Here is a 3,475-nt window from a genome sequence, read left to right as displayed (position 1 = left end):
GGAATATTATTAAAAACATCGCTATCTTTACCGAGAAAATCTTTTTGCCATGTTCCAACGAATAAAAAGAGGCTGATAAAAAATAATATACCATACCCCATTAAAAGGGCTATTTTGGAGAAAGATACTGTTTTACTATTGTTTTTTATTTGTTGATGACTCATTTTACATAGAGTTTTATTGTATCTATATATTTTTATAAAAGAGATACTATGTTCCCAATGATAATAAATGACCTATATGAAAAACAATTAATGAAACAACGAATGCTACCGTAGTAGAGAAAAACAAGGAAAATATAGGGATTCGAATAGTCCCCGTTTCGCGTCCTATGGTTACTAAAGTGGCAACGCAAGGAGCATATAGCATCACAAATATCATAAGAGTAAATGCTCGAAGAGGATACCATTCTTTATGTTGGGCTAAATTAGCAGATAGGGAGTCCTGTTCATTTACATTGTTTTCAGAAGTTTCCATGCGATACACGGTGCCTAATGTACCGACAATCACTTCTTTTGCTGCCATTCCTCCAATAAGTGCTATATTTACTTTCCAGTCAAACCCGATATGTTTTGTGACAGGTTCTATGGCTCTCCCCAAAATTCCGGCAATGCTGGATTCAATACCTGGTTGTTCGTTATTCTGTGTTGTTCCTTGATGGGGGATAGGAATATAAATCAGTGCCCACATAATAATATTTACTGCAAGGATTAATGTCCCTGCTTTTCGTATATACATCCAAGTCCTACCCCATGCATGGCGTAAAACGCTTTTGAAAACAGGTACATGATAAGGGGGCAACTCCAGCACAAATGGCGTTGGTTCCCCACGAATGACAAATCGGCTTAATATAAATGCACTAATGAGCGCGATAAGCCATGATAATGCCCACAAAGTTAACATTACCATCGTTCGGTGGTTTTGAAAAAAAGCACCAATTAACAGGGCATAAACTGGTAATTTGGCTCCGCAACTCATAAAAGGGATAACTAACATGGTTATAATTTTGTCTTTCCGTTCCTGTAATGTCCGTGTCGCCAGTATTCCCGGGACAGCACAGCCACCCGCACCTATTCCACCAGAGATAATTAAAGCCAGTATGGACCTACCTTGTAATCCAAAAATACGCATCAAACGGTCTAATATAAAAGCGATACGGGCTACATATCCTGTATCTTCCAATGCAGATATGAGCAAAAAGAGAACAAAAATTAAAGGAATAAAACTTAATACGGCACCCACTCCCCCAATAATACCATCGGATAGAAGGGAATAAATAGCGGGGTAGTCTTTTGCCAGAAATGAAAACAATAAAGCAAAGTTCTCAAAGAATTTTTCAAACAATTCAACCGGACTTACCTATTCGTTGGGAAAAGGTATCCACTTCCACTCCTGAGTTGTTTTAAATACAACATAAAACAACGAACTTATTACACCTAAAAGGATGACAGGTCCTGCGATACGATTACAAATGATATTATCAATCTGGTCTGTTATATTTTGTTTTGCTTCACCAGTATAACTCACACATTCCCGAATAGCACCTGATGCAAAACCATATCTCCTCTGGGCGATAATAACTGCCGAATCTTCATTCTCATGTTGTTCTAATTCTTTGATAGCATTCTCAAGATTTCTTTCGAGTTCCTGTGAATCGGAGATTTTATTTTTAACCTCCTCAAGTAATCTGTAATCCTTTTCTAACAACTTAATGGTATACCAGCACGCTTTTTCTTTTTCATTATCAGGTAATCTATTCACTAAAAATTCAGAGAGTTGTTCTACCACGATATCAACTTCATGCCCGTAAGTTACATATTTAGGAACCCATATACTTTGCTTTCGGATATAAGAGTAAATATGAGATTTTAATTCTTCAATACCTTCCCCTCTGTTTCCCACAGTTTTAACTACCGGTACATTTAATATACGAGATAGTTTTTCGTGGTCAATGATTACCCCCCTCTTTTGAGCAATATCACTCATATTTAAAGCAATAATAAAAGGCTTACCCAATTCCATAATTTGAATAGTAAGATACAAATTTCGTTCTAAATTTAAAGAGTCCACAACATCTATAATAAGACCCACATCCGACTTCAGGATTTCTTCTCGAGCAATTATTTCCTCGTCTGTATATGGAGTAAGTGAGTATAAACCGGGTAAGTCTTCCACGCGAATATCTTCCCCCTCATAATGGAAGAAACCAATTTTCTTTTCAACAGTTACTCCCGGGTAGTTGCTTACCTCTTGTAAACCCCCTGTAATTTCATTAAAGATAGAACTTTTACCACAATTGGGATTACCAACGATTATTACTCGGGGTTGTTGGGAAGAGGCTCGACGAGGATATGCCATGCGTCTTTTCTCCGTAATGCAAGGAAATAACCTTTTAATTCTAATTCAATAGGGTCTCCCAGAGGAGCCTCTCTGTTCACCTTAACAACAGTACCCGGGGTTAAGCCAAGGTCTAATAGTCTTTGACGATATGTAGGAGGACCTCCACGAATACCAACAATGCGGGCTTTTGTCCCTTCTTCTAATTCACTAAGTCGTTCTGTATTACAGAAGTTTTTCATACCCAACCGCTACCTCCATATTTTTATCTTCATCGAATTTCTTCGATAAAGATGATATATCTTTGTTTGATTTATCAAGAGATTTAACTGGACATTCCGATGTATTTGTATAAGGACATTTCTGACAAGCACAAGATTCACAGGGGTTTTCTTTTTTTGAAAAAATATTTTGATATGTTTTTGTTATATATAAAACCGCAATTACGACAATGATAAAAACAATGAAAAATTCAATCATAAATATTTTCTTCCAATTTTTTTATAGATTTCGATAAGGGAATGTTCGTTTTTCCCAAAGGAATGTTAGGATGTGTCTCAATAATTTGATTTATTTTCTTTGCGACTTCTTCTAATAAAAGATGTTCAATCAAACAGGCTTGTTTTGTGGCTGTTTCTTCATCCAGATTTAGAAAGGACTTAAAAAAACGGGATAAGATTATAAAATTATTATCAATATTATTTAAGTGCTTTTTCCCTAAAACTGTCAATTTAAGGGTGTGCTCTGGAAGTTTCTCTATGACCAGTTTTAAGGCTTTTAAATGTCCTAATGCAATAGAGACAGCACTTCGAGAAATGCCTAATAAAGAAGCAACATCGGTTGCCCGTGCATATCCTTTTTTTTCATTTAATTCATTAATTGCCCACAGATAATGCACCCGAGAATGCGTCAAATACTTAATATCTTTATATTTTAATCTTTGTATATCCATCTTGTTAAATATACTTAACAAAATTTATAAAAAATTTATGGCGGAGACGACGAGACTTGAACTCGCGACCTCTGCCGTGACAGGGCAGCGTTCTAACCAACTGAACTACGTCTCCACCTTGTGGTTATATATTATATGAAATATGTCAGCAAATATTCAACTTATGGCGTTTTTGCTTCTGATGTA

Annotated in this window: 5 protein-coding genes and 1 tRNA gene; all 6 read right to left on the bottom strand. The window is 36.1% G+C overall.

Annotation, left to right across the window (positions count from 1 at the left end):
- Positions 1 to 210 precede the first annotated feature (210 nt).
- On the bottom strand, positions 211 to 1,344 hold the full coding sequence (feoB, locus tag PLA12_14580; GenBank protein HOQ33715.1) for a ferrous iron transport protein B: 1,134 nt from the start codon (positions 1,342 to 1,344) through the stop codon (positions 211 to 213).
- A 15-nt stretch (positions 1,345 to 1,359) separates the two neighbouring features.
- Entirely contained in the window at positions 1,360 to 2,358 is a 999-nt protein-coding gene (locus PLA12_14575; protein ID HOQ33714.1) for a ferrous iron transporter B, read from the bottom strand.
- On the bottom strand, positions 2,316 to 2,579 hold the full coding sequence (locus PLA12_14570; GenBank protein ID HOQ33713.1) for a FeoA family protein: 264 nt from the start codon (positions 2,577 to 2,579) through the stop codon (positions 2,316 to 2,318). Before PLA12_14570 ends, PLA12_14575 begins: the two co-directional genes overlap by 43 nt.
- Positions 2,563 to 2,817, bottom strand: a complete 255-nt coding sequence (locus PLA12_14565) for a FeoB-associated Cys-rich membrane protein (protein ID HOQ33712.1) — start codon at positions 2,815 to 2,817, stop codon at positions 2,563 to 2,565. Before PLA12_14565 ends, PLA12_14570 begins: the two co-directional genes overlap by 17 nt.
- Complete coding sequence (locus PLA12_14560; GenBank protein HOQ33711.1) at positions 2,810 to 3,289, bottom strand: metal-dependent transcriptional regulator; 480 nt, start codon at positions 3,287 to 3,289, stop codon at positions 2,810 to 2,812. The genes PLA12_14565 and PLA12_14560 overlap by 8 nt, the downstream gene beginning before the upstream one ends.
- A 38-nt stretch (positions 3,290 to 3,327) precedes the next feature.
- A tRNA-Asp gene (locus PLA12_14555) sits at positions 3,328 to 3,404 on the bottom strand.
- Positions 3,405 to 3,475: the final 71 nt, after the last annotated feature.

Origin of the sequence: Candidatus Hydrogenedens sp. (assembly GCA_035378955.1) — a bacterium.
Classification (GTDB): Bacteria; Hydrogenedentota; Hydrogenedentia; order Hydrogenedentales; family Hydrogenedentaceae; genus Hydrogenedens.
Note: the sequence above shows the minus strand (reverse complement) of the source record. Positions and strands in the feature narration are given on the sequence as shown.

Coding starts and splice junctions, on each gene's coding strand:
- PLA12_14570 (HOQ33713.1), bottom strand. CDS start 2,579: ATGAAAAACTTCTGTAATACAGAACGACTTAGTGAATTAGAAGAAGGG.
- PLA12_14560 (HOQ33711.1), bottom strand. CDS start 3,289: ATGGATATACAAAGATTAAAATATAAAGATATTAAGTATTTGACGCAT.
- PLA12_14575 (HOQ33714.1), bottom strand. CDS start 2,358: ATGGCATATCCTCGTCGAGCCTCTTCCCAACAACCCCGAGTAATAATC.
- PLA12_14565 (HOQ33712.1), bottom strand. CDS start 2,817: ATGATTGAATTTTTCATTGTTTTTATCATTGTCGTAATTGCGGTTTTA.